This window comes from Nocardiopsis alba DSM 43377, from assembly GCF_000341225.1.
GTDB classification, from domain to species: domain Bacteria; phylum Actinomycetota; class Actinomycetes; order Streptosporangiales; family Streptosporangiaceae; genus Nocardiopsis; species Nocardiopsis alba.
In genome coordinates this window covers 112,116-136,884 of sequence record NZ_ANAC01000019.1, presented here as the reverse complement: position 1 = coordinate 136,884, position 24,769 = coordinate 112,116, and the positions used below count along the sequence as shown (strand labels likewise).

The 24,769-nt window shown below is 70.3% G+C and carries 19 protein-coding genes; 10 read left to right on the top strand and 9 right to left on the bottom strand.

Going from position 1 to position 24,769, the window contains the following annotated elements; all coding sequences use genetic code 11:
* Positions 1–37: 37 nt before the first annotated feature.
* Positions 38–826, top strand: a complete 789-nt coding sequence (locus tag D451_RS0120140) for an RNA ligase family protein (protein ID WP_017535754.1) — start codon at positions 38–40, stop codon at positions 824–826.
* A complete protein-coding gene (locus tag D451_RS0120135) occupies positions 810–1,934 on the top strand; it encodes an AAA family ATPase (protein WP_017535753.1) in 1,125 nt (374 codons plus the stop codon). The genes D451_RS0120140 and D451_RS0120135 overlap by 17 nt, the downstream gene beginning before the upstream one ends.
* Before the next feature lie 9 nt (positions 1,935–1,943).
* Here D451_RS0120135 and D451_RS0120130 read toward each other — a convergent pair whose 3' ends face one another.
* On the bottom strand, positions 1,944–2,378 hold the full coding sequence (locus tag D451_RS0120130; RefSeq protein WP_017535752.1) for a pyridoxamine 5'-phosphate oxidase family protein: 435 nt from the start codon (positions 2,376–2,378) through the stop codon (positions 1,944–1,946).
* Positions 2,379–2,698: 320 nt separating this feature from the next.
* On the opposite strand from D451_RS0120130, the gene D451_RS0120125 reads away from it, so the two are divergent.
* Complete coding sequence (locus D451_RS0120125; RefSeq protein ID WP_017535751.1) at positions 2,699–4,087, top strand: MFS transporter; 1,389 nt, start codon at positions 2,699–2,701, stop codon at positions 4,085–4,087.
* A gap of 251 nt (positions 4,088–4,338) precedes the next feature.
* On the opposite strand, the gene D451_RS0120115 is transcribed toward D451_RS0120125, so the two are convergent.
* Both D451_RS0120115 and fxsA read right to left on the bottom strand, forming a co-directional pair.
* Positions 4,339–6,180: an nSTAND1 domain-containing NTPase gene (locus tag D451_RS0120115; protein ID WP_020379966.1), complete on the bottom strand. Its 1,842-nt coding sequence runs from the start codon at positions 6,178–6,180 to the stop codon at positions 4,339–4,341.
* Positions 6,181–6,429: 249 nt separating this feature from the next.
* Positions 6,430–6,603 (bottom strand): FxSxx-COOH cyclophane-containing RiPP peptide, encoded by a 174-nt coding sequence (gene fxsA, locus D451_RS27415; RefSeq protein ID WP_017535750.1) that lies wholly within the window; start codon positions 6,601–6,603, stop codon positions 6,430–6,432.
* A 256-nt stretch (positions 6,604–6,859) separates the two neighbouring features.
* Here fxsA and fxsT point away from each other — a divergent pair, with 256 nt between their 5' ends.
* Positions 6,860–9,415 carry an FxSxx-COOH system tetratricopeptide repeat protein gene (fxsT, locus tag D451_RS0120105; RefSeq protein ID WP_026125218.1) on the top strand — a complete coding sequence of 852 codons (2,556 nt, stop codon included), beginning with the start codon at positions 6,860–6,862 and terminating at the stop codon, positions 9,413–9,415.
* Between the two features lie 38 nt (positions 9,416–9,453).
* Here the strand turns inward: fxsT and D451_RS0120100 are convergent, their stop codons facing one another.
* Positions 9,454–10,785, bottom strand: a complete 1,332-nt coding sequence (locus D451_RS0120100; RefSeq protein ID WP_017535748.1) for an HEXXH motif domain-containing protein — start codon at positions 10,783–10,785, stop codon at positions 9,454–9,456.
* Positions 10,786–11,955 carry an FxsB family cyclophane-forming radical SAM/SPASM peptide maturase gene (locus D451_RS0120095; RefSeq protein WP_026125217.1) on the bottom strand — a complete coding sequence of 390 codons (1,170 nt, stop codon included), beginning with the start codon at positions 11,953–11,955 and terminating at the stop codon, positions 10,786–10,788. It abuts the gene before it with no gap.
* Between the two features lie 526 nt (positions 11,956–12,481).
* Between D451_RS0120095 and D451_RS26715 the strand changes: the two genes are divergently transcribed.
* From D451_RS26715 to D451_RS0120080, 3 genes are all read left to right on the top strand, one after another.
* Positions 12,482–13,762 (top strand): hypothetical protein, encoded by a 1,281-nt coding sequence (locus D451_RS26715; protein ID WP_017535746.1) that lies wholly within the window; start codon positions 12,482–12,484, stop codon positions 13,760–13,762.
* 130 nt (positions 13,763–13,892) lie between these two features.
* Positions 13,893–14,630 carry an SDR family NAD(P)-dependent oxidoreductase gene (locus D451_RS0120085; RefSeq protein ID WP_017535745.1) on the top strand — a complete coding sequence of 246 codons (738 nt, stop codon included), beginning with the start codon at positions 13,893–13,895 and terminating at the stop codon, positions 14,628–14,630.
* A gap of 234 nt (positions 14,631–14,864) precedes the next feature.
* The gene (locus tag D451_RS0120080; protein ID WP_017535744.1) at positions 14,865–16,241 is read left to right on the top strand and encodes a hypothetical protein; all 1,377 of its coding nucleotides are present in this window, start codon (positions 14,865–14,867) and stop codon (positions 16,239–16,241) included.
* Positions 16,242–16,297: 56 nt separating this feature from the next.
* Here D451_RS0120080 and D451_RS0120075 read toward each other — a convergent pair whose 3' ends face one another.
* Entirely contained in the window at positions 16,298–17,791 is a 1,494-nt protein-coding gene (locus D451_RS0120075) for a sodium/glutamate symporter (RefSeq protein ID WP_017535743.1), read from the bottom strand.
* Between the two features lie 695 nt (positions 17,792–18,486).
* On the opposite strand from D451_RS0120075, the gene D451_RS0120070 reads away from it, so the two are divergent.
* The gene (locus tag D451_RS0120070; protein WP_017535742.1) at positions 18,487–19,836 is read left to right on the top strand and encodes a hypothetical protein; all 1,350 of its coding nucleotides are present in this window, start codon (positions 18,487–18,489) and stop codon (positions 19,834–19,836) included.
* Between the two features lie 61 nt (positions 19,837–19,897).
* On the opposite strand, the gene D451_RS0120065 is transcribed toward D451_RS0120070, so the two are convergent.
* From D451_RS0120065 to D451_RS0120055, 3 genes are all read right to left on the bottom strand, one after another.
* On the bottom strand, positions 19,898–20,320 hold the full coding sequence (locus tag D451_RS0120065) for a YchJ family protein (protein ID WP_017535741.1): 423 nt from the start codon (positions 20,318–20,320) through the stop codon (positions 19,898–19,900).
* A 297-nt stretch (positions 20,321–20,617) separates the two neighbouring features.
* Positions 20,618–21,205, bottom strand: a complete 588-nt coding sequence (locus D451_RS0120060) for a histidine phosphatase family protein (protein WP_017535740.1) — start codon at positions 21,203–21,205, stop codon at positions 20,618–20,620.
* A 68-nt stretch (positions 21,206–21,273) separates the two neighbouring features.
* Positions 21,274–21,990 (bottom strand): NUDIX hydrolase, encoded by a 717-nt coding sequence (locus D451_RS0120055; RefSeq protein WP_017535739.1) that lies wholly within the window; start codon positions 21,988–21,990, stop codon positions 21,274–21,276.
* 88 nt (positions 21,991–22,078) lie between these two features.
* Between D451_RS0120055 and D451_RS0120050 the strand changes: the two genes are divergently transcribed.
* On the top strand, positions 22,079–23,824 hold the full coding sequence (locus D451_RS0120050; RefSeq protein ID WP_017535738.1) for a hypothetical protein: 1,746 nt from the start codon (positions 22,079–22,081) through the stop codon (positions 23,822–23,824).
* Positions 23,821–24,750, top strand: a complete 930-nt coding sequence (locus D451_RS0120045) for a 5'-methylthioadenosine/S-adenosylhomocysteine nucleosidase family protein (protein WP_017535737.1) — start codon at positions 23,821–23,823, stop codon at positions 24,748–24,750. The genes D451_RS0120050 and D451_RS0120045 overlap by 4 nt, the downstream gene beginning before the upstream one ends.
* Positions 24,751–24,769: the final 19 nt, after the last annotated feature.

Sequence of the window (24,769 nt, the reverse complement as noted above, 5' to 3'; positions counted from 1 at the left end):
GTGGCCGACCTCCGTCCGCGACCGATAGAAACCGACCATGCTGTACAAATACCCCCGCACGAGGCACATCGGCGGATCGCGTCTCCAGGTCGGCGACCACGACCTGGACGCGGTGCCCTTCTCCACTCTGACCGGCCGGCACCTGGTGGTCGAGGAGAAGCTCGACGGGGCCAACGCAGGGCTGTCCTTCGACTCCGACGGAAGGCCGCGGCTCCAGAGCAGGGGGCACTTCCTGACCGGCGGCCCCCGGGAACGACAGTTCGGTCCCTTGAAGGCCTGGGCCGCGACGGTCGCGCCACTGTTGTGGCCCCGGCTGGGCACGCGCTACGTGATGTACGGGGAGTGGCTGTACGCCAAGCACACCGTGTTCTACGACGCCCTGCCGCACTACTTCTGCGAGTTCGACGTGCTGGACACCCGGGAGGGCGTGTTCCTGTCGACCCCGCGTCGGCGGGAGCTCCTGTCGGGCACCCCGGTGGTCTCGGTGCCGGTCCTCCACACCGGCCCCCTGGCCGGTCTGGACGACCTGACCGCGCTGGTGGGCCGGTCGGCGTACCGGACCCGGCGATGGCGCGACGCCCTGGCCGCGTCCGCGCGGGCCGGCGGCGCCGACCCGGAACGGACCCTGGCCGAGACCGACGCCTCGGACCTGATGGAGGGCCTGTACGTCAAGGTCGAGGAGGGCGACCTCACGGTCGACCGCTACAAGTGGGTGCGTTCGGAGTTCACCACCGCCGTCCTGGACTCGGGGAGCCACTGGCTGGACCGCCCCGTCGTCGCCAACGGACTCGCCGACCCGGAGGTGCTCTATGCGGAGGTTCGCTGAACTGTGCCCCGCTCCCCCGCTCTGGAGGACGGACTGGGCCGCGATACGCGAGGCCTTCCCCTGGGTACGCGCCCTGGCGGGGGTGGAGCAGGACCCGGTCCACCACGCCGAGGGGGACGTGGAGACCCACACCCGCATGGCCTGCGAGGCCCTGGCCGATCTGGCGGAGTGGCGGGCCCGCCCCGAGGAGGAGAGGGTCCTGCTGTTCGCCGCGACGCTCCTGCACGACGTGGCCAAGCCGCTGTGCACCCGTAAGGACGCCGAGGGTCGGGTGACCGCGCACGGACACTCGCGGCGGGGCGACCTGATGGTCCGCCGGATCCTGTGGGAGTCCGGCGCCCCGATCGCCCGGCGCGAGCACGTGGCCGCCCTGGTGCGCCACCACCAGCTCCCGTTCTGGGCCCTGGAACGCCCCGACCTGCGAGAGCTCGCCTTCAGGGTGAGCCTGTCAGCGCGCAACGACGACCTGGTCCTGCTGGCCACCGCCGACATCCTCGGGCGCCGTTGCGGTGACGTCGCCGAGGTCCTGGACAACGTCGGACTGTACGCCGAGTACTGCGCCGAACAGCGCTGTCTGGACCGCCCCCGCGACTTCCCCTCCGACCACGCCCGATTCCGGTTCTTCCGCAGGCCCGACCGCGATCCGGACCACGCGGCCTACGACGACACCAGGGCGACCGTGACGATGATGTCGGGGCTGCCCGGTGCCGGCAAGGACCACTGGATCCGGACCCGTCTGCCCGACCCGCCGGTCGTGAGCCTGGACGCCCTGCGCGCGGAACTGGGGATCGCCCCGACGGCGGACCAGCGACCGGTGGCGGCGGCCGCCTTCGAGCGGGCCCGCGCCCATCTGCGCGCGGGTCGCTCCTTCGTCTGGAACGCCACGAACGTCTCTCGGGACCTGCGCGGTCGGGTGATCGGTCTGGCCGCCGACTACCGGGCCCGGGTGGAGATCGTGTCCCTGGAGGCCCCGCCCGAGGTCCTGCGCGCCAGGATGGCCCGCCGCGAGGCGCCGGTGCCCCCGTCGGTGGTCGAGCGACTGATCCGCCGCTGGGAGTGTCCCGACCCCACCGAGGCGCATCGCCTCCTCTTGGAGACGACCGCCTGACGTCGTGGCTCAGCCCGGGTTCGGCGTGGTCTCGGGGGCCGACCCCGCCATGAGCCACCGGGTGACGGCGACCTCCAACAGGGAGCGCCGCGGATCGGGGCCGTAGGGCGTGCGAGGGTCCCAGTCGTAACGGCCGTGGAAGGCGGCGATCACCTCCTCGGGGAAGTCCTCGCGTACCCGGGCCCGCCCTTGGGCGACGACGGGGGCGTCACCGTCCTCCAAGGCCAGGCTCACCCTCGGGTCGCGCAGGACGTTGCGGACCTTGACCGAACGGGTGGAGGCCCCGATCCACCAGCGCTCCCCGAGGTGGACGAACCAGACGGGGACCACATGGGGCGATCCGTCGGCGCGCGAGGTGCACAGCCAGACGTTACGGTCCTCGGCCAGGCGGTCGCGTATGTGCTCGGGGGCGGGGAGCGAGCCCGGGTTCCGGTGGTCGTTCACGTCTCTCCTTCGTCGTTCCGTTCGACGAGGAGACTAAGACCTCAACAGTGGTCGAGGTCAATAGAAAAATCATGAAAAACAAAAATAAAGCACCTTTCCCCGGTTGACACGTCCACACCGCCGACTCACGTTGAACACCAACGGAACAAGAAGGAAGCGTTTTTCCGGATACCATGGCCCGAGCCTTCCGAACCGCGCCGAACACGCTGGTCATGGAGCCACAGTCCGGAACACACCGGACCCCGGGCTTGTCGATCCACCTCCCCGAAACCCTTTTCGGGGATTTCCGGACCGTATTTTTCCCACCTGCACAGAGAACGATGTCGAAAACGGATCATCACATCGGGGAGAGCATTCCGACACATGTCGACGACCGTTGGCGTCGGCACTTCGCGCTGTTGTGGAGCGGTTCCGCCCTGGCGGGCCTGGGCGGTATGACGTTCGGCCTGGCGATCCCGCTCCTGGCCCTGTTCCACACCGGATCCCCCGCCCTCGCCGGGTGGATCGCGGCGGCCGGCATGGTCCCCCGCACGCTCCTGCACATCCCGGTCGGCCTCGTCGTCGATCGCCGCGACCCCCGAGGGATCATGATCGCCGGGCTCGGCGGGCGCATCCTCTGCGTCCTGCTGTTCGTGGGCCCCGTCCTGCTCCTCGACGCCCCCGTGGTCCTGCTCGCCGTGGCCTCGGCCCTGCACGGCGTGTGCTCGACCCTGTACACCACCGCCGGCTCCGCGGCCGTCCCCCACCTGGTCCCACGCGACGAACTGGCCGGGGCCGCGGCCAAGAACCAGGCCCGCGGCGACGCCACCCAGATGGTCGGGCGCCCCTTGGGCGGGGCCCTCTACGGGGTGGCCCACGGGCTCCCCGCGCTGTTCGAGGCCCTGTCCTGCCTCCTGGCGCTCTGGGCCTCCGCGCGGCTCCCCCGAATCCGCCGCGACCGGACCGAACGCCCCCGGGAAGGCCTGTTCCGGGAGTTGGGCGAGGGCTTCCTCTTGGTGCGCGGAGACCGCTTCCTCCTCCTGTCACTGGTGGTGTGCACGGTCACCAACGCCCTGTTCCAGGTGGTCTGGCTGGTCATCATGCTCATGGCCACCGAGAAGGGGCTCCCCGGCTTCCTCCTCGGCCTGATCCTGGCCGCGACCGGCGCCGGCGGCCTGCTCGGCGCCTGCCTCGCGCCGTACATGGTCAGGACCCTGGACCCCGCGCGCATGGTCCGGCTGTGCTCATGGGCGTGGTTGGCCCTGGCCCTGCTCCTCTTGGCCTCGGAGCGGGCCGGCGGCGGATGGCCCACGGTGGCGCTCCCCGTCGTCTGGGGCGGGATCGGCTTCGTGGGCGCCCACATGAACGTCACCGTGACCACCTACCACACCAGAAACGTCCACCCCGATCTGTTGGGGAGGCTCACCGGGACGGTCCGCTTCCTCACCGGCGGAGCACTGCCCCTGGGCCTCCTCCTGGGCGGTCACGCCCTGGAGGCCCTGGGGACCCGTACGACCGTCGTCCTGATCACGGTGATCATCGCCCTGATCGCGCTCTGCCTCACCGTTCTTCGCCTTCGGACCACCGGACCAGGGAACCGCCCGTCTCGGGAAGCGCCTCGGCCAGCGATCGAAGCCCCGTCGCCAGGGCCTGGTGGACCTGCTCGGCTCCCCCGCTCCGGTTCGTCCGCACCTGGACGTGTCCCAGAGCCCGGTCCACCGCTTTCCTGAGTCCGTCCACCGTCTCCTGGTGTTCCGGCGGCACCACGTCGCGCACCCTCTCGACCGCGATCACCGCCTCGAAGACGTGGCTGCGGGCCTGGCGCACCTGTTCGGCCAGGTCGTTGCCGCCCTGCCCCGGCGGCCCGTGCCTGCGCAACTGGGCGATGTGCCGCATGCTCAGGTCGAGTTGCAGCACGCTGCGCCGCACCTCGTCCATACGGCGGCGCACCTCCCGGGACCGGGCGCGCCGGCGTTCGTGCTCACGTCGTTCCCGTTCCACCCGCAGGTTGTGCTCGGCCCGCCACCGTTCCACGGCGGCGGCCCGGTTGGCCGCGAGAGCCGTGGCCCCGAGGGTTCCGGCCGCCGTTACGATGCCGGTGATCAGCGCCACCAGGGCGGCCGGGTCCATACTCAGCCCTCCGTCGTTCCGCCAGAGCGGCCTGCTCCGCGCGTATCTCGTCCCGGGTCCTCCGTGCCTCGGAGACCCCGCCTCCGCCCACCAGGGCCGCACCGAGCACGTCCAGCGCCGAGTGGGCCTGCCCGGCCGACCAGAGCACCTGGCCGATACCGGTGCGCAGACTGGGGTCGGCGTGGGCCCTGCCTCCGACCGCGGTCAGCAACGACAGGGCCCTGGAGCGTTCGCCCGATAACAGCCGGGCCCGCGCCTCGGCCACCATCAGCCGGGAGACGGCCGCCCCCTCACCGACGGCCTCACGGCAGCTCGCCGCGTCCGCGTAGTACTCGGCGGCGGCCCGATGGTCCCCGCGTTCGAACGCCAGGTCGGCCAGGAGCGTGGTGAACAGGGCCCGGGCCCCCGGTTCGAGGGGCGAGGGCGAGCACAACGCCAGGCGGGCGTGCTCGGCCGCCAGGGCCGTCTCACCCCGGGTGCGCGCCTCCCCGGCGATGTCCAGCCGGTCCCGATCGCTCCAGGGGGCCAACCCCCGGGAGTAGGGCGACAGGGCCAACGCCATGAGGGGGCCCGCCAGTCTCGGATGGCGCAGGACGTAGGAGGAGCCGTCCTCCCCCGTCGCGACCAGGTACCGGTCCTCAAGAGCGTGCACGACGCCGGGGGTGAGGGAGCCGTCCGGATCCTCGTGCGCCGGCCCTGGCACCCCTCGTCCACCCGACGCGACGAGTCTGCGCAGCCAGGCGTGGGGCACGTCGGGCGGGACCAGATGCTCGGCCGCGACCTCCTCCAGCACCCCGGCCAACCGCTCGGTGAGGGCCCGGTCGACCTCGATGTCGTCGGGGACCAGGGTCGTACCGTCCTCGGACGCCTCCTCCCACAGGGTCGCGCCCAGGATCTGCAACAAGGCCGGTTCGATGGTGTCCCGGCGGGCACGGACGCGCCCGTCGGGGCCCCGGAGGACCAGGGCCTCCTCCACCAACCGGTCGGGTTCGGCGGCGCCGATCCGGGACCCCACGCCCTCCAGACAGCTCCTCGCCACGGAGCGGGCGGTGTCGGGGGCGAAGGGGCGCAGCCCCATCTCCACGGGGGAGATCGCGTGTTTGTCCATGAGACGGCGGAGTTCGTCCAGATGATCGGTGCGGACGGTCAACACCAGGTGGAGATCGTCGTCCCGTTCCAGGGCGCCGAAGAGCTCGTCCAGAAAGTCCTTGCGCCACCGGTCGGGGCCGCAAGGGCGTCGAAGCAGGAGTTCGGTCCGGTCCAGGACCGCGAACAGCGGACGGTGCCGGCCGTACCGATCGGTGCTCTCGTGCGCGCGTACGAAGTCGACGATCGAGGTGCCCGGGCCTCGCGTGGGGAACTCGGAGGGAGCCCAGGAGGCCAACAGGGCCCGGGTGTAGGGGTTGTGTCCGGGAAGGATCGAGGACGGGAAGACCGGGTCGAAGCGCAGATCCTCGGAGGGCAGGACGGTGTGCCCGCGGTCGAGAAGGCGGGGTACCGCCCCGGCCCGCACCAAGGAGGTCTTGCCGACCCCGTGGTCGCCGTGGAGCACCGTGAGTCGATGGCGGGCCCAGGAGTCGACCAGCGCGGCGGTCTCCTCCTCACGGCCGAAGAAGAGGTGGCGGTCTCGGGCATGGTAGGGCCGCGGCCCGATGAACGGGCCGCGCGCTCGTTCCAGGGCGGCTCGTGGCATGACGCGGCTCCCGGCCGGCGGTGAGGGGGGGTGATTTCAGCGCGTGGGGGGCGCCGTTCCAGGGACACGGAACGGGGTCCTTTTCGAGACCCCGTGAATTGTCCGCGACTTTCCGCCCGACCGGTCACGTGGTCCCTCTTCGGAGTTCTCTACAGAAGATCTCCGAATCGACACATACGTGAACCGCGTCCGGGCGGTCGACGACCTCGGGCACGGAAAGGGGGCACTCCCGCCGCCGAGGGCGATTTCTCATTCCGGATCGTTGACGAACCCGGCGACCACCTCGGCACCGGCGGTGCGGGGGTCGAGCACCGAACGCAGGGCCTCCACGATCACGGAACCACTGATCCCGTCGAGGTCGCGGAGGGACAGTTCACCGATCTCGACCAGGGCGACGCCACCGTCGAGCCCCTGTTCCACCATGTGCCCTCCTCCGTGCCGCCGCCTTTTGACAGCCATCCACGAAAGGACGGTGACCACCGCCCTTTCGAGAGGTCTTTCTCACGATTGCCTTATGAAGTTTCTACCACGCACCTGTCCCCTACTAACATCTTCGCCTACTCTTATTTTCCGGACATCATTCCCGGGTAACATCCACCGGCACGACACCACAACAGGTCTTTTCGTCCACCGGAGAACAGAGAACCTGGTGGGGCCTATGTGAAAACGGAGGATAAGAGTGACCGCTTCACAGGGGGGATTTCCCGACCGCTCCAGGAACAGGTTCCCGGAGGTGTGGGGGAGGGTCCCACCGCGTCACAAGAACTTCACCGGCCGGGCCGAGCAGCTCAACGAACTCCGGGCCGGACTGATGAACCAGGTGACCGCGGTGGTCCCGACCCCCGAGCCGATCGTCCCCAGGACCCTGCACGGGTACGGCGGTGTCGGGAAGACGCTCATGGCGGTGGAGTACGCCCACCGCTTCCGTGAGGAGTACGACCTGGTCTGGTGGATCATGGCCGACCAGCCCGGCCTGGTCCGCTCCGCCCTGGCCCACCTGGCCCCGCACCTCAACCTCCCCGGCCCCGCGGTCACCGGCGTGGAGGACGCCGCCAACGGGGTCCTGGAGGCGCTGCGACGCGGCGATCCGTACTCGCGGTGGCTGCTGGTCTTCGACAACGCCGACGAGCCCGAGGAGCTCAACGACGTCATCCCCCAGGGCCCGGGCCACGTCCTGATCACCACGCGCAACCACCGTTGGGGCGGGGTGGCCGAGACCGTGCCGGTGAACGTCTTCTCCGAACGCGAGAGCGTCGAATTCCTCACCAGACGCATCCCTCGAGGCATCACGACCGAGGAGGCCGCCGAACTGGCCGAGGCCCTGGGCCACCTGCCTTTGGCCCTGGAACAGGCGGGGGCGCTCCAGGCCGAGACCGGCATGTCGGTCCAGGAGTACCTGGGGCTGCTCTCCGAACGCACCGGCCCCCTACTGCGCGAGGGCAAACCCCCCGAGTACCCCCAGCCCATGACGGCCGCCTGGCAGTTGTCGGTGGCCAAGCTCCAGGAGAACCTGCCCGAGGCGATGGACCTCCTGCGCTGCTGTGCCTTCTTCGGCCCCGAACCGATCCCCCGCGACCTCTTCTTCCCCGTGGAGGAGGGCCACGTACGCCCCGAGATGGCCGAGCTGATGGCCGACCCCATCCGGCTGAGCAAGGCCATCGGGCAGCTCGGCCGCTACGCCCTGGTCCGGCTCGACAACACCAACCGCACCATCCAGGTGCACCGACTGATCCAGGCCCTGGTCCGCGAGGAACTGGACGACTGCACCCAGGAGACGATCCGCGTCGAGGTGTGGTCGCTGCTCAGCGCCGCCGCCCCCACCAGCTTCACCGACTCCGCCGCGCAGGCCCGCTACCTGGAACTGCTCTCGCACATGCGTCCGGCCCGGGTCGCCGAGTCCGACCTCTCCGAGGTCCGCGAGTTCGGGCTGAACATGCTCAACTTCCTGTACAACTCGGGCAACTACGAGACCGCGAGCCGCTACGCCCGCAACTTCATCGAGAGGTGGACCGCCGATTCCGGCCGCGCCGACCCCTACGTCCTGCGCGCCCAGGCCAAGTACGCCAACCGATTGCGGGACCTGGGCCGTTTCTCGGAGGCCCGGGACATCAACCGGGCGATCCTGCCCCTGATGAACGACATCCTGGGCCCCGACCATCCGGACACCCTGGCCGTGCTCTCCGGGCGGGGCGCCGACTACCGCTCCCACGGGGACTTCTGGAAGGCCCGTGAACACGACGAGGAGGTACTGAACCGGTACGAGGACGCCTTCGGCCCCAACGACGCCGCCACCCTGCGCGCCCTGAACAACCTGGCGTTGGACCACGCGCTGACCAGCGACTTCACCACCGCCCAGAAGGAACACGAACGCGCCTACATGCTGTTCAAACGCAGCGGCCCCGTGGGCGGCTCGCCCGCCCTGCTGTCGTACTGGAACGGCATGGCCCAGGCGGTGCGCCTGGCCGGCGACTTCACCGAGGCCTGCGACCTGGGCGAGGACGCCCTGGCCTACGGACGCGAGCAATTGGGCGTGGACGACCCTCGTACCCTGCGCGCCCAGGTGGACCTGTCGATCGCCCGCCGCCTGTCCGGTGAGGTCGACGAGGCGCTCGAACTCGGCCAGGACGCCCATTCCCGTTACCTGCGCCTGTACGGCATCAACCACCCCAGCACCCTGGCCGCGGCGATGTGCCTGGCCAATCTGTGGCGGGCCACCGGCGAACTGGCCGGGGCGCTGGAGTTGGCCGAGGACACCGACCAGCGCTATGCCCAGGCCTACGGCCACGACCATCCCTACAAGCACGGCTGCACCAGCAACGTGGCCCTCCTGTATCGGCTGATGGGCGACCCCGTGCGGTCCCGATCGATGAACGAGTCGGCGCTGGCCGCCCTGGAGGCGCGCCTGGGCCGCGATCACCACTACACGTTGGCGGCCGCCACCAACCTGGCGGGCGACCTGGCCGCCCTCGGCGAGATCGACAACGCCGTCCGTCTGGGGCGGGGCACCCTGCGCCGCTTCCGCTCCCTGGTGGGCGAGGACCATCCGAGCGCCCTGGCCTGCGCCTCGAACCTGGCCCTGGACCTGCGCTCCGCGCGGGACACGGTCGCGGCCAAGGAACTGGCCGAACGGACGCACACGGCCTACGTGCGCACCCTGGGGCGCGAGCACGGTTTCACCAGTGCCTGTGAGGAGGGCCGACGGCTCGTCTCCGACTTCGACCCGCCCCTGCTGTAGAACACCGGGCCGGCCCGTCCCCCGGCCCGGTCGCCCTCTTATCGGAGCGCCCCGTGCCGTAGGGCTCCGTTGCGCGCCCGCCACCGGTCGAGGTGGCGGCGGGCCGTCTCCCGCGCGGCCCGCTCCGCCTCGACCGGAACCGGTTCCTCCAGCCATTCCCTCAGGGTGAGCCCGGTCCGGGCCAGGAACCGTTCCCCCTCGGCGGTGAGCCTGCCCGAGCCGGCCAGGACACGGGCGGCGTCGGACGTGGAACGTCGCCAGTGCGCGAAGTCCGCGTGGGCCCGGCGCGCCTCCTCCCCTCGGACCGTGTGGCGATGCCTGCCCCAGAACCCGGCCACGCCCAGATGGGCGTACACCCCCTGCAACAGTCCGGCGGCGGGACGGGGGTCGGGGCGCCAGGGCGCGTAGAAACGGGCGCCGTCCTCGGGGAGGGTGAGGTCGACCAGGTCGAGCAGAGCGGTGAGCTTGGCGTGCTGGACCTCGTGCGCGAAGGTGAGCGCGAACGGCACAGGCCCCGTCGGGGTGGACAGCCCCAGGTTGCCGAAGGCGTGCTGGGCGGTGGCGCTGGTGTGCGTCCCGTTCCCGGGGGCGGTGATCGGTGTGAGGGTGAGGACCAGGGCGGCGACCTCCTCCGCCACCTCTTCGTGGTACTCCACCAAGAGCTCCCAGGCCCCTTCCAGGGCCCGGCGCCACGTCACCGTCTCACCAGGAGAGAGTCTTCGGGCCGGCAGGTCGGTTCCGGGCAGCCGGTCGGGATCCTGGTCGTCCAGGTAGAGCTCGACCCGACGGCCGCGGTGGCACGCTTCGAGGCGGCGTAGCGCCTGCCAGCCGGGGGCGTCCTCGTGCGGATCCTCGGGGACCTCCACCTCCGGGCCGCCCGGTCTCCGCAGGAGCGCCCTCCCACCGCCGATCTCGCACCACGCACCTCGTGTCCCCTCCCCCACCAGGGCGCGTCCCAGTGAGGGCAGGGGCGCCGTGGGACCGTCCAGGGGCACCCGCAGTCGGGCGTCGATCCGTGCGCGCAAAGCCGCGGCGGCGGCGAGCGCGGACAGGGTTCCGAGCCGGGGAGGCCCGGGGAGATGACCGCCCAGGGAGAGCAGCGTACGGCGTGCCCACACCCCCACGGTGGGGTGACGCAGGACCCCGGTCACCGGTTCCGGGGCGTGTTCCTGGGCCCGGGCCAGGAGTTCGTAGGCCTCTCGGACACGTGCGGCCTCGGGATGGCGACCCTCCAGGGTCGCGTCCACGACGCGGCGGAGCAGGAGCAGGTGCTTGCCGTACTGTGCGGCGCGCAGGTGGGCGATGGCCTCGTGACCGCCACCGCCCCGGGCCAACGCGTCGAACAGGGGGTCGGGGACCGGTCCGGGCATCTACTGTCCCTTCCTGATCCGGGCCACGTCGGCGGCCACGGTCCGTTGGATGTGGGCGATCAGGTGGTAGAGGTCGGCGCAGTACACCGAGGGGTTGAGGAAACCGCTTCCGGAGGCGTAGCGGTGCGGGTAGAGCCCTCCTCCACAGACCCGGGAGAGCGGGCAGGCGGTGCAGGTGGGGCTCAGGGCCCGGGCACCGATCTGTCGGGCGGCCACCGATGGCAGGTAGAGGGCGTCGTCGAAGGGGTGGGTGAAGGTGTGCAGAGGGGTGCGGGTCGCGCCCTCGAAGGCCGACTTGAGGCTGTCGACCTGTTCGATGGAGCCGTCGGTCTCCACCACCACCAGGGCGGCCGGGGAGAGTCCGACGCTCTCGGTGCGCGAGGATCCGCCCAGCACCAGGCGGATGATCTCGTTGAACATGCGGATGTTGGTCTCGCGTTCGGGCGCTCCGTACCAACGGTCGAACACGGCGGCCATCCAGGCCCCGTAACGGGGTTCGGTCGGCGACCAGCCCGGCGGTGGCTCGTCCCAGTTCCCGTGCGGCAGGAGGAAGTCCACCCCGGGTGGGCCGTAGTCCAGGAGATGCTCGTAGGTGGTGACCGGGTCCGATTCCAGGTCGATCGTGGCGAGCAGTCCGGCCAGCAGGTGTCCGTGTCGGGCGTTGAGGCGTTCGATCCCCGCCCGGACCTCGGCGTGGGTTCCCCGACCGTTGGCGCGGGTGCGGTGGCGGTCGTGATCGGCGGGCGCGCCGTCGATGCTGACGCCGACACGGATCCCGAACTCCTCGAACAGGTCGAGGAAGTGGGGGTCGATGAGCACGCCGTTGGTCTGCATGCGCAGGTGGACCTCCACGTCGGGCTCGCAGGCCTTGCGCAGTGACTGCGCGGTGTGGCGCAGGTGCTCCACCCCCACCAGGAGGGGTTCGCCGCCGTGAAGGACGATGTCCACCCGGTCCCGGCCGTGGGCGCGGGCGTGTTCGGCGATGCGTTCGGCGACCCGCTCGACCGTGACCCTGGCCATCCGTCGGGGCTGGGAGCGCCAACTCTGGTCGGCCATCTCGTACATGTAGCAGTAGTCGCAGGCCAGATTGCAGCGACTGTGGATCTTGAGAATGAACTCTCTAAAGGGCGTGGGACGCCATCCCTCTCCGAGGAGCCGTTCGACGTCCAGCTCCTCGGGCCATTCAGGGCGCCTTTCCGGTACGGGGCTCCTTGCCACGCCACCGACCTCCTGGGGTGAGAGCACACGCGAAATACGATCGAGGATCGCCTTTAACGGAATACGTACTCTTCTGAGGTAACGACAAACCTCACCCATGGGTAGTCCACCCCCGCCTTCCGGTACCGGCGAACTGTCCCGAAGGTCCGAGCCCCCCGGGAGATGGAGGTGAGAGGCTCTTGTGAAGTCACTTTCCCCGCCACGCGACCGAACACGACGAAGGTCCGAAAAGTGGCCGGATTCGGCCACTGAAACAAGGATTGACCATGCCCAAAACGAGGTAATCGTTACCCTCTACGCAAATGTGTTTTCCTTCGTTCACATCACCTTTTATCAGCATTTCTTCCAGGCTCACACGCCGACCCCCGACCACTCGAGAGAACACCTCGGGCGGTTTCGATGTTCACCCCCACGAAGACAGGCGAGGGGGCTACTCTGATGCCGTTTCAGCCCCCACATCACGTTCGGTGACCAGATCATGACCGACCGGCTCATCTCCGCCATCTCCGACTGCCTCGACTGGGCGCGCGCCGCCCGGAACCCCGCTCCGGTCGAGACCGAGGCCCTCGTCCTTCTCCTCGGTGTCCACCGGGACCGCGGAGCGCCCGACCCCGCCGACTGGACCCTCGACGACGTCCTCGAGGTCGCCGAGGCGATCCGCCGCCGCGAACGGCCGCCCCACGGGTTCCGCGACACCTGGCTGTCCTGGTGCGACCACCTGGTCTCCACCGGCAGGCTGATCTCGACCGAGAGCCCCCGACGGCTACGCGCCCTGATCGAGACGGTCGACCTGGACCCGATCGACCCGGCCACCCCGGTGGAGGAGCCCGCGTTCGAGGTCGCCGCCCCACTCCTGGATCGCCTCGGCCACGGAGAGGTCGACGCCGACCCGATCCGCCCGCACCTGCCCGCGCCCCCACGCGACCTGGACGCCCTCGCCGAGGACTGCCCCCTCCTGTGCCGCGCGGCCCGCCTCGCGGACTGGGTCGCCCCCTACCGACTGTTGCGCCCGGGCACCGAACACGACGCGCTGAACGACGACGACGTGGTCGAGGCCGCCGAGACCCTGGACGTGGCCCCCGAAGAGATCGGCCCCGTGTTCGGCGTCGCCCGCGCCGCCGGCCTGCTGCGCACCACCTACCTGCACATCCTCCCCGGGTCCGCGGCCCGGGCCTGGTCCCGGAGGCGCCCCGGCGCCGCCGCCGACGCCTGGGCCGACGCGCTCTTCACCATGACGGCCCTGCCCGGCCCCACCCCCTTCCTCCTCCTCGGCGAACTCTTCCTGACCGGACGGGCCCGCTCCATCGCCGACCTCGCTCACATCGGTGCGGGCGAGGACGACCCGGCCGGGCACGTCCACCGGTCCCTGGAGGCTCTCTCACGACTGGGAGCGGTGGAGGAGACCGCCCCGGGGCGCTACCGGATCACGGCCTTGGGCGACCACTGCGTCGACCGCCGACTGCGGGTCTCCGGGATCGACCTCCCCCGGATCCCGCCGGTCTCCGACCTGACCGCCGGCGAACTGCTGGATCTGGCGGCGCGGGTCCGCCCGATCGACGTGGAGGGCCTGATGGACCGCTGGCTGGCGGTCCGTCGACCCATGGGCGCCGCCCACGACCTGCTCGCGGCCGGTCTCCCGCCGGCCGGAGGCGACCCGGAGGCCTTCGTTCGAGCCGTGGACGCCCGCCCCTGGGCCGACACGGTGCTGGCGCTGGTCGCCGAGGGCGCGCTCGCCCCGGACACCGCGCTCGTCCGCTGAACCCTCCCGACCCCGTCCGGCCGTCCCGCCTCAGGCGGCCGGGCCCCTCTCCCGCGCCCGCCTCCGAACCCCACGACACACCGGACTAGGGTGGTACGCGTTTCCCTTCGCCCTCGTCGAAAGGCCCCCCATGAACCGCAGTGTCCTGATCACCGGTGCCGCCAGAGGTCTCGGACGGGCGATCGCCCTCGCCTTCGCACAGGCCGGAGACCGGGTGGCCGTGCACTACGGCTCCAGCCGCTCCGAGGCCGAGGAGCTTCTGGGACTTCTGCCCGGGAAGGACCACACACTGATCGAGGCCGACCTGCGGGACCCCGACGCCCCGCCCGCCCTCGTCGCGACCGCGGTGGAACGGCTCGGTGGCGTCGACGTCCTGGTGAACAACGCGGCGGTGAACCTCCCCCACCCGGTCGCCGACACCTCCTTCGAGGAGTGGTCCCGCGTCTGGCGGGAGACCGTGGACGTCAACATCCTGGGCGCCGCCCACCTGTCCCATCAGGCCGCCCGCAACATGATCGAACGGGGCGTGCGGGGCCGTATCGTCAACATCGGCTCGCGCGGCGCCTTCAAGGGGGAGCCCGACCACCCGGCCTACGGGGCGAGCAAGGCCGCCCTGCACTCGCTGGGCCAGTCGTTGGCCGTCTCCCTGGCCCCGCACGGTATCGCGGTGGCCTCGATCGCCCCGGGGTTCATCGCCACCGAACGCGTGGCCCACCGGATCACCGACGAGGTCCTCGCTCAGAGCCCCTTCGGCCGTGTGGCCACGCCCGAGGAGATCGCGGCGGCCGTGCTACACCTGGCCTCGCCGGAGGCCGAGTGGGCCTCCGGCTCCGTGCTGGACCTGAACGGCGCCTCGTACCTGCACTGAGTCGGGCCGACTCCGGAGAAACACTTCCGGGATTCCGGGAATCGGACCCTGGAGTCCCGGATTTCCCCTGTCGGAATCCGGGATCCCTCCTCCTCGGGTCCGGTTCCCACCACGCCCGAAACCCCTCTTTCGGCGATCTCATCCCGTGATGTCGACAAAACAGCCACACGGGTCCACGAACGGGCTGTACAAGGGAGACAACGAAGTTCGAGAATCCAGAACCCGGGGGCCCAGATGTCTTCCCACCGTTCGGACGCGTCGGCCCACCGGCGATTCACGGCCCGACCGGTCTCCCTGCGTCCCCCGCGGGAACTGGCCCGCTCGGCTCTGCTCAGCCCCCTGTTGGGCACCGCGCTGCGGCTCGCCCGCTGGTGCGGCCCGGTCACCCGCGTCGACGTCCAAGGGCTCCCCGACCTGAACGACACCCGGGCGGCGATCCGCGAGTTCGGGCTCTGGCCCCGACATCTACGGCGGGAGGAGCACCACCGCGACCTCTGGCTGCGGCGGCTCGCCTCCCCGAAACAGGCCTCCCGCTTCCTGCACCCCTGGCGTACGGCCCTACGCCTGGGGCTGGTCGAGTGCGAGACCGCCCAGGCCCGCCCCGCCCCCGACCTGGACAGGTGGTCCGGTTCCACCGACCGGGTCCTGCGCTGGTGGACCCTCAGCTTCCAGGAGTGCGTGGAACGTTCGCTACGAGGCGTCGCCGACGTCGAACCCGACACCGCGCTGAGTCGGCTCTACGAGGCCCCCGACGGGGCACGGGTCCCTCTGGGACGGATGACCCACGAGGTCACGACCGCCCAGGAGGAGGCCTATCTACCGGTGCACCGCCCCGGCCGCAACCTCGGCCGCCTGGCCCGAGGGGTGCTCCAGCTCCGGGACACCGGGGCGGTGACCGTGATCCGGGACGGTCGGCCGGGGGCCGGCCCCGAGGAGCACGGTCCGGAACGGATCTGGGTGGAGTTGACCGACCTCGGGCGCTACGGGGTCCGACAGATCCTGCTCGCGCGCCGATGTCCGGCTCCACTGATCGAGGACTTCGTCCGTCTGGAGGCCGACCGCTTCCTGGACGCGCTGGCGACCTTCTCCCCCGACGGTCAGCTCCTCGCCCTCACCTCGTGGCTGGACACGCGCTCACCCGAGAACGCCCTCCGGGAGATCGTCGCGGTGGCCGCCGGACCCGGGCGGGCGCTGCGCCGTTGGAACGCCGCGCTCGCGCTGGGCACCGTCAGCTCCCGGATCGAACCGTCCCTGCGCCGGCTGCTCGAACATCCGGATCCGACCGTGGCCGGGATGGCCTCGGTGGTGCTGTTGTCCTCGCACATGCTCTCGGAGGTCGAGCGGGAGGAGTTGAGCGTCGCCTTCGGCCACTGGACCGCCATCGACGTGTTCGCCGCGGCCACCGCCATGGGTGAGACGGGCCTGAAGTCCTTCCTCGCCTCCGAGGCCGCCGAGGGGATCGACCGGCGCCTGTTCGACGATGTGGGGCGTCTCTGGAACCCCGAGCATCCGGACACGCGTGAGGTCCTGAGGATGCTGGGCCGCCACCATCCCGATCCGTGGGTGGCCGCACGGGCCAGAGCCGCCCAGGCACAGGCCCCCGCCTCCTGAGACGCCCGTGGGGCGTGCCGTCGACGGCACGCCCCACGGCGAAGGAGTGGTCCGGATCAGGCGACCGGATCCTGTTCCCGGGCCCCGGGCGCGGGCTCGGCCCCGGACTCGGCCTTGGCACGCCTGCGCCGCAGCACCACCAGGCCGAAGAAGAGCGCCGCCGCCATCGTGACCGCCATGATGCCCAGGAAGCCCCAGGGGCCCACGAGCGGGCTGACCATCAGCGGAATCGCCGCGGCGGTGACCAGACCACCGCCGAAGAACGGCTCGAAGATCAGCTGCTTGTAGCCGAAGGCCGGATAGGCGGGGGTCCTGGCCTCCGGGTCGACCACGCGCATCAGCACCATGCCCGTGGCGGTGACGCCCAGGGACTGGCCGAACTCGCCGATGCCGCGCTCGAACCAGTAGTTCGGCATGATGCGCGGCGCCAGCACGAGGAAGGTGAACAGGCACCACAGGATGCCGCCGACCGACAGGACGAGGAACGCCACGAAGTTGTCGGCGATGGCCTGGAGCGACAGGGTCGCCATGGCCGCGATGATCAGGACGTCCAGCGACATGCCCTGGATCCGCTCGACCGAACGCTCGTCCACGATGTGGTTCTTGTCGAGACGGTCGATGAAGATCTGGACGATGATGCCGCCGATCATGGCCAGCGGGAACAGCGGCACGAAGGCCATGATCTCGATGGTGTCGGCCCACAGCATCCGCTCCGTCCACTGGAGGCCGGACAGGAGGAGCTGGCCGATGATGATCGCGAGCGCGACCAGACCGAAGTGGAGGGTGAGCGGGTCCATCGAGGAGGGGTGCACGGTCATGGTCGAGCCGTGGGTGCGCTTCTCGTGCTCGATGAGACCGGCCTGCTCACGGTCGGTCCCGCGGTTGGAGGCGTCCAGCTCCGAGGTCTTGCCACGGCGCGCGCCCCAGTTGATGAGGACGATGCCGATGATGATCCCGGAGAGCAGACCGACGGTGGCCATGCCCAGGGCGAGGTCCTGGCCCTCTCCCCAGCCGACCTGTTCGAAGGTGTTGCCCAGACCCGCGGCGGTACCGTGGCCGCCGAGGAAGCCGATCTCGATGAGCGCCCCGGAGACCACCGGGACGTTCAGGAAGGGCACCAGGATCAGCAGGGCCAGCAGGATTCCGATCACGTACTGGCCACTGGCCACGGTGATGCCGAAGGCCAGGTTGGGACCGGCCAGGTCGACGGCGTCGCGCATCTTCGGCAGTCGCTTACCGAGGAAGAGGCTGGCGAAGACCACCGAGATGAGCAGACCGGGAAGCGCCGACCAGACCGACATGATGTCGACACCGAAGAGACCCCCCTCCGCGGCCCGCTCGGCGAACCCGACCGCGATACCGCGATCGGCGAGCAGACCCATGAGGCGACCGAAGATGTCGGGGCCGAACAGCAACGCGATGCCGCCGCCGATGATCGAGCTCGGCAGGTAGAGCTTCTGGGTCAACTTCCACTTGACCCGGACGAGCTTGGAGATCAGCAGCAACACCCCCAGAAGGAGGAGTGCGAGGCCAACGGTGTCAGGGGACATATCCACCTCTCAGTACGGCCCGAAGGGCACAGGGCAAACGTGTGCCCCCGGGTCCGGGAACACGGCCGTGCGAAGCCGTGGCGTACTCAGGGGCTGAGGCTGGGAGGTAGATCGCGCGGGAACGTGGTCCACGTAACGCGATCGCTCGGGGAATCCTACACACGGTGACGTAGTGGTAAAAACGACGTTCGCCCCACCCCATCGGGGCGTGACCGACAGGTGATCTCGTGTCCGGAAGACCCAGGTCATGAGCGGGGAGGGCACCTGGACGCGAAAAGCCCCCTGAAGAGCCCTTCATCTCGGATCCGGCTTCGCGGCGCCTCGCCTCGCTACCCACTTCGAGCCGTTCCACACCGGACGTTTCCACACGGTGACGGTGAGGATCATCATGTGATCGGTTCATCCCGTCTCGAACGGCCGGGCGATCCGCGCCCGTACCGACCCCCTCGCCACGATCACCCCCGGTCCGACCACGGGGAACCCGCGCGGAAAGCGCCCGGCGAAGGCCTTTCAGGCACGTCGACACCGTTCCCGGGTTCGTACCGATCTGCGCGAAACCACCCCACCGCACCTCCTCGGAGCGGTAATAAGAGGTGTCCTCACTCCGCCCACGACCCGAACGTTAGAAACCGGGACCGGACATGCCCTCTCACGAACCGTCGCGCCCGGGACACCCGCCCCTGTCAGCCAGGCCCGTGTCACTGTTGCCCAACGACGTCCTCGCCCGCATGGCGCTGGACTCCCCCCTCCTGTGCGACGCCCTCAGCCTGGCCCGGTGGAGCGCCCCCGCCACCCCGGTCACCACCGGAGGCGTCCCAGGCATCGACGACGCCCGAACCGCCATCTCCCGCTTCTCCCTCTGGCCCAACGACCTGCTCGGCCGACCGGCCGACCGCGTCACCTGGCTCGGCGGCCTGAACTCGGCCGCCGACGTCGCGCACTTCGTCGTCCCCTGGTCGGCGGCGCTGCGGCTGGGACTGGTCCGTATCGACGACTCCCTCGCCCGCCCCGCACCCGACCTGGAACACCGGGTACGCGATTCCGAACGGGTGCTCGGCTGGTGGTTCCAGGAGTTCGAACGCACCATCGCCCAGGCCCGAGGCGACCTCGCACGCCCCGAATCACCCGCACCCGGCACGACCGGGCCCGAACTGCTCCCGGGGGTCCTGCGCTTCCTCTACGAGGCCCCCGACGGCCACCGCCCCGACCTCGACACCCTCTCCGAGGAGACCCTGTCCAGACCCCTGCCCGCCGGACCGCCCGGCGGGACCCCCGAGACGGCCCAACTACTCCTGCACGTCCTGTGGCAGCTCTCCGACACCGGCGCGGTGCTCTTGGACCACCGCCCCTCCACCGCCCCCGACGAGGACCGGCACGGCCGGTGCACCGTCGAGCTCACCGCTCTGGGCCGCTACGGGGTACGCCGGATGCTGCTGGAGGTGGGGGTGCACGCCCCCATCGTCGACACCCTCGCGGAGGCCTGCGCCTCCCGCTTCCTCGATGCCCTGGCCGTCCTGCCCTATGAGGAACGGCTGCGCGAGGTCGCGCCCTGGCTGGACCGCCGGGGACCGGCCGAGGCCCTCCGCCAGATCGCCGCCGTGGTCCGCGGGCCCGGATTGGCGCTCCGCCGTTGGGTGGGCACACAGGTCCTCAACACCACCAGCTCCGACATCGAACCGCAGCTACGCGCCATGCTGTGCTCGCCCCGCCCCACCGACTCCAGCATGGCGGCGGTGGTCCTGCTCTCCTCGGGCATGCTCAATCAGCGCGGTATCGACCACATGCTGGCCGCCCACGGGCCCTGGGTGGTGATCGACATGGTCGCCGCCGCGATGGCGCCCGACGACTCCGACCTGTCCGCCTTCCTCTCCTCCAAGGGCTCCCCCGACGTGGAACGGAGGCTCCTGACCGACCCCGACCCGCTGGTCATAGGAGCCCACCCCGACGCCCTCCCCGTCCTGGAGGCGCTGGCCAGGCACCACCCCGACCACGACACCGCGGCCAGGTCGAGGCTGCTGGCGATCCTCCTGCGCGAGGGCAACTGAGAAGGGCGGGCCCTGAACCGCCCCGCCCACCTCGCCCCTCCTCCTCGGTCGGGGCCGCCGGTCAACGCCCGCCGAGCGCGTCCAGGTAGACCCAGGCTCCCCCGTGGCGCAGGAAACGGCTGTTCTCGTGGATCTCGCCGTCCCGCCCGCCCTCCCGGTAACGGGCCCGGAACTCGACGGTGCCCTCGTCGTGGAAGGGGGTGCCCTCCGTGCTCCCCAGGATCTCCAGCCCCCTCCACACGGTGTCGGCGTCCACCCCCACGTCACGGGGACGGGTGTCGGGGTGCCAGGAACGCGACAGGTACTCCTCGTCGCCGACCACGAAGGCGCTGTAGCGCGAACGCATCAGGTCCTCGGCCGTGGCCGCCTTGGACTCGCCCGAATGCAGGCGACCGCAACAGAGCGCGTAGGTATGCGACCTGCCGCAGGGGCAGGGGGAGTCGGCGGGAAGGGACTGTCGGAGACGGGAACCGTGCTTGGCCATGTCCCCATTCTGGCCTCCCCCGGCCACCACCCGTCCCGGTCGAGGGGAACCGGGCCGGGCTTCGTGGTCAGTCGTCGTCCCGGTCGGGACGACGCGGGGTCGAGGGCGGCCGGCGGGGCGGTGGTCCGTCGTCGGGTGCAGGGCGCGGACGTGGGATCGGGAGGGGTTCACCGTTTCTCTGTGGGTCATCCATGTGCATCCACCACGTGGTAGTACCCGGTACCGAGCACACGACAAAACCCCCGAGGTCCGGGTTCCCGTCCCGCCCCTCCTCGGGCCGTCACGGGGCCCTCCCCCTCAGCCGGTGAGGTTCCACCCGCCGAGGACCGGACGTCCGTGTTCGGTGCCCAGCACCCCCAGCGCCCCGGTCTCCATACGGAACAGGGCCCCGCGGCCGGGAGGGAGACCCAGACGGCGCGCGGTCAGGACCCGCAGGACGTGGCCGTGGGCGACCAGCGCCACGTCCCCCTCCTCCAGAACCGGAACGACCCGCTCCAGGACCCGATCGACCCGCTCAGCCACCTGCTCGGGGCCCTCCCCCGGATGGTCGATGTCTCCGGGCGGGACCCCGTCGGTCCACAGATCCCACTCGGGACGCCCCTCGTGGATCTCGGCGGAGGTGATGCCCTCATAGGCCCCGTAGTCCCATTCGACCAGGTCGGGCAGGACGACGGGGCCTTTCAACCCGGCGAGTTCGGCGGTGCGGACGGCCCGTGCCAGCGGGCTGGTCGCCACCAGGGCGAACCGCCTCCGCGCCAACGGCGCACGCAACGAGGCCGCCTGCCGCTCCCCCTCCTCCGTCAACGGCACGTCGGTCAGCCCGGTGTGCCGTCCCGTCCTGCTCCATTCGGTCTGCCCATGCCTGACCAGCACCAGTTCCCCCATGCCGACCGTGATGCCCCGCCCTCCCCCACATCAACCCCTCCGGGGCATGGAAGACCACGGAGCCCGGATCACACCGTTCCGGGTCGGAGGAAGGGCGGGCTGAGCAGCCGCGCCGGACCTCTTCGGTACAGGACGGCGGGGCGCCCCGTGGCCTGAGGGCGCTGTTCTCCGGTGTCCACCACGAAGCCCTCGGACCTGGTGACCTTGCGCCGGAAGTTGCTGGCGTCGAGGGAACGCCCCCACAGCACCTCGTAGACCTCCCTCAGATCTCCGAGGGTGAAGGGTTCGGGACAGAAGGCCGCCGCCACGGTGGTGTACTCCAACCGTTCCCGCACCCGTTCCAGGGCGTCGTCGAGTACGCGCGCGTGGTCGAAGGCCAGGGTGTCGGGGGAGGCGAGCAGTTCCGCCACCGGGGCCCAATAGGCGTGCGCGGCGTCCGTCCCCCCTTTCGGCACCGGAAGGTCGGGCCCCAACGCGAGGTAGGCGATGGTGACCACCCTTCCTCGAGGATCACGGCCGGGGTCTCCGTAGGCCCCCAGCTGCTCGAGGTGGAGGCGGGTCCCGTCGATGTCCGTCTCCTCCCGGAGTTCACGCAGCGCCCCCTCGCCCAGGGTCTCGTCGGACCGCACTCGCCCACCGGGCAGGGCCGCCCTCCCCTTGAAGGGTTCCGCGCCCCTCTCCACCAACAGGACCGTGACCTCTCCTTCACGGATCGTGAGGATCACCAGGTCCACGGTCACCAGGGACAACTCCACCCCGACGGACCTCTTCAAGCGGTCGTCCACCGCATCCCCCTAAAGGTCATATTGACTTTAACTCGATCGACCACTTATGGTCTCGTTGACCTTAACCCCCTTCGAGACAGGGAACGGTATGCCCACCCTCCTCGCGCCCCCGGATCGGCGAACCTCCGAATCCGGGCCCTTCAACACCACACGGCACTTGTGCGCCGGTGTCCACGTCGACGAGGGTTTTCGCGATCTCGTCATCCGGGAGGTCTGCACGGCCCCACGTCGGCGGGTGGCCCCCTCCTACGGGTTCGACCTCGTACCCGTCATGCACCACGCCTGGCTGGCCGCCCATCTGACCGCGTTCCTGAGGCTGTCCCTGCTGAGCTCGGTCGCGGTGCCGTTCCTGTTCGGACATACGGTGACGACCGCGCTGATGGTGGGCGGATTCTTCCTCCTCCACCTCCTGGACCGCGCAGTCGCCCTTTCGGCGAAGATCTCCCGGACCGAGGACCCGCTGACGCCCCGTCGAGGGAAGAAGCGTCGATTCCACCGCCGACGCCCCCTGCGTCTCCCCTCGACCGGGGACTGGAGGGTCCGAGAGGAGACCCTCAAGCTCAAACGCGTCGGGATCGCGGCGCTCATCATCGCCTTCCTCATGCTCGGCCTGGGCTTCGGTTCACCCGCGCAGGCGATCCTCGCGGGCCGATGGGGCTGCGCCGTCCTCGTGGTGACGGTCCTCGTCGGGATCGTCCGCCAGATATGGCTCAACGGGATCCAACGGAAGGAGGCCCTCCGGCCGAAGAGGCTCTCCGCCCGCGCCACGATCGTGGCCGAACAACAGGACCACCCCTGTGTCGTCTATCGCCGTCCCGAGCACAAGGGGAAGGAGGACGAGGAGAGCTCCGTCTTCACGCTCTTCGGCGACGAATCACCCTTCATCGGTGCGGGCGAGCTCATCCACCAGTGGAACCCGCCCATGACCATCCAGCTCCTGCGGCCCGGAAGCGACGACCAGCCCCTCTCCCTACGAGAGCACCGCTATCCGCCCTTCAAACCCCACGAGCTGGTGGACCACCTGCGCGAGGCCGTCGACCAGCTCCGTGGGGACGACGAGGACGTCCGCCTCCCCGTGAACGCCCGAGACCGGGTGTACGTGGCCGACTCGGATCTCTCCGACGACCGCGCCCTGCTCAAAGGGAAGATCGACAAGGCGTCGATGCGTCGGATCATCGACTCCCAGGACCCGAACCTGTACCACTTCCTCGAGGTGAGCGTTCCCGACGCGGGGACCGAACTCATGGCCACGGTCCTCCTCCAGGTCGGCCTCCGAGGTCGCACGCTCAGCCTGGTCTTCGCCGCCTGCGCGCTGACACGGACACCGGACCACTTCCGCAAGGGCGGCGAGTACGGCCAGAGCGGAAAACGCGCCGTCCTCTCGGCCGCCTTCGGCTCCCTGACCCGTCTGCCCCGCGAGGTCACGCGCCTCCCGCGGATCGTCTCCTATCCCTGGCATCTGGCCAGGCGGCTCGTCACTCGCCGACCGGACCCGACGCTGACCCCCACCCGGAACGTCTCCATCGCCAGTCGTCTCAGCATTCGCGAGGAGAAGGCCCAGGAGTGGAACAAGGTCCAGCTCGACAAGATCCGTCTCCTCGGCCACATGAAGAACATCGAGCGGCGACTGCTCAAGGCCACCAGTGACTTCCTGTGCTCCCGAGGCGTCGACATCTCGGAGTTCGACGACCGCGCGACGCAGATCATCAACAGCGGAATTCTCAACCTCGGTGGTCAGAACCACAACAGCAACGTCGTCGGCGACGGCGCCCACGTCGAGAACCACGCCCCCCAGCAGAACAACGGCCCCCGACAGAACGGAAACGCGGCATGATCCCGAACCATCTTCCGAGCACCAACAGCGGCATCGTCAACCTTGGAGGTCAGAACCACAACAGCAACGTCGTCGGCGACGGCGCCCACGTCGACAACCGACGGATCGCCCCCACCCCTTCGGCACCGGCCGAGGGCATCGAGAACCCGAAGGGATCACGGCACGCCGACGTCGGCGTCGTCACGATCCTGCCGGAGGAGATGCGCGCGGTGGTCGACCGTTTCGGCCTGAAACGAAGCGAACGACGCGACGGCCTCTTCTTCAACACCGGCACGGTGGAGACGGAGAGCGGGCCGCTCTCCGTCGTGGCCGCCCGCACCCACAGCCCCGGGCAACGATCGACGATGTCCACCCTGGACCACCTGCGCCACCACTACTCCCCCCGCCTGTGGCTCCTGGTCGGGATCGGTGGCGGACTCGACCCGGTCGACGCCCGGGTCGGCAACGTGATCGTCTCCACCCGGATCGTGTACTACGACTCCCGCAAGATCAAGGCCGACGACGTACAGCGTCGAGGGGAGGAACGGGAGACCCCCGCGCGCATGGTCCACGCGGTCAACGCCTACTTCACCGACCACGGCTCCCCCGCCGGCATCCGGGGCCAGATCGACGGTCACCGCAAGCGGACCTTCGAGGTGCTCCACGGTCTCGTCGGATCGGGCGAGGCCGTGATCGCCGACCGCAACGCCGACGAGCGTCGCTACCTGAAGCACTACAACGACAAGGTGTTGGCGGTCGACATGGAGTCCGGCGGTCTGAGCCAGTACTGGCAGGAGAACTCGGTGAGCTCCTCCCCCAACCCGGGCTGGGTGGTGGTACGGGGGATCTCCGACAACGCCGACCAGGAGAAGAACGACGACCACCACGAGCTGGCCGCGTTCAACGCCGCGCACGTCGCCCGGGAACTGCTCCCCTACCTGTGCTGACCGGGCCTCCACGATGACA